Origin of the sequence: Acinetobacter sp. YH12126 (genome assembly GCF_013418745.1) — a bacterium.
Lineage (GTDB): Bacteria > Pseudomonadota > Gammaproteobacteria > Pseudomonadales > Moraxellaceae > Acinetobacter > Acinetobacter amyesii.
On record NZ_VPBM01000051.1, the window covers coordinates 1 to 1,348 of the forward strand.

1 protein-coding gene and 1 pseudogene are annotated in these 1,348 nt (G+C 44.4%); one reads left to right on the plus strand and one right to left on the minus strand.

The annotated features are described in order from the left end of the window. The first annotated feature begins 193 nt into the window (after positions 1-193). Positions 194-1,009, plus strand: a complete 816-nt coding sequence (locus FTU62_RS17225; protein WP_000018326.1) for an aminoglycoside O-phosphotransferase APH(3')-Ia — start codon at positions 194-196, stop codon at positions 1,007-1,009. Between the two features lie 172 nt (positions 1,010-1,181). Here FTU62_RS17225 and FTU62_RS17230 read toward each other — a convergent pair. Then, positions 1,182-1,348, minus strand: a pseudogene (locus FTU62_RS17230) (IS6 family transposase); the annotation flags it as partial.

A 1,348-nucleotide genomic window follows, 5' to 3' on the forward strand; every position in this document is an offset into this window, starting at 1 on the left:
AGTACCAGCGTACGGCCCACAGAATGATGTCACGCTGAAAATGCCGGCCTTTGAATGGGTTCATGTGCAGCTCCATCAGCAAAAGGGGATGATAAGTTTATCACCACCGACTATTTGCAACAGTGCCGATAAAAATATATCATCATGAACAATAAAACTGTCTGCTTACATAAACAGTAATACAAGGGGTGTTATGAGCCATATTCAACGGGAAACGTCTTGCTCGAGGCCGCGATTAAATTCCAACCTGGATGCTGATTTATATGGGTATAGATGGGCTCGCGATAATGTCGGGCAATCAGGTGCGACAATCTATCGATTGTATGGGAAGCCCAATGCGCCAGAGTTGTTTCTGAAACATGGCAAAGGTAGCGTTGCCAATGATGTTACAGATGAGATGGTCAGACTAAACTGGCTGACGGCATTTATGCCTCTTCCGACCATCAAGCATTTTATCCGTACTCCTGATGATGCATGGTTACTCACCACTGCGATCCCCGGGAAAACAGCATTCCAGGTATTAGAAGAATATCCTGATTCAGGTGAAAATATTGTTGATGCGCTGGCAGTGTTCCTGCGCCGGTTGCATTCGATTCCTGTTTGTAATTGTCCTTTTAACAGCGATCGCGTATTTCGTCTCGCTCAGGCGCAATCACGAATGAATAACGGTTTGGTTGATGCTAGTGATTTTGATGACGAGCGTAATGGCTGGCCTGTTGAACAAGTCTGGAAAGAAATGCATAAGCTTTTGCCATTCTCACCGGATTCAGTCGTCACTCATGGTGATTTCTCACTTGATAACCTTATTTTTGACGAGGGGAAATTAATAGGTTGTATTGATGTTGGACGAGTCGGAATCGCAGACCGATACCAGGATCTTGCCATCCTATGGAACTGCCTCGGTGAGTTTTCTCCTTCATTACAGAAACGGCTTTTTCAAAAATATGGTATTGATAATCCTGATATGAATAAATTGCAGTTTCATTTGATGCTCGATGAGTTTTTCTGATAGTTAGTCTTTGTAGAGACACAAACCTGAAATTCCGGACACCGCGCTTCAGGACATCTCCCTGGACGCCGATATCTGGCAGTATCCGGACGGTACTATCGAACGCCGGGCCAACGGTACGGCACTGTTGCAAATAGAGATTTGAGTCGATGATGTTCCCTTTAAAAAGTACTTAGAGACCGAAAACCCTGTTGATTAGACACACTTCACCCTGAGGCTGACCATAATAAAATGACGATGCTTGTCCTTTACGTAGTGCACGCATGACTTCAATACCTTTAATTGTGGCATAAGCCGTCTTCATAGATTTGAATCCTAATGTGGCCCTGATGATCCGCT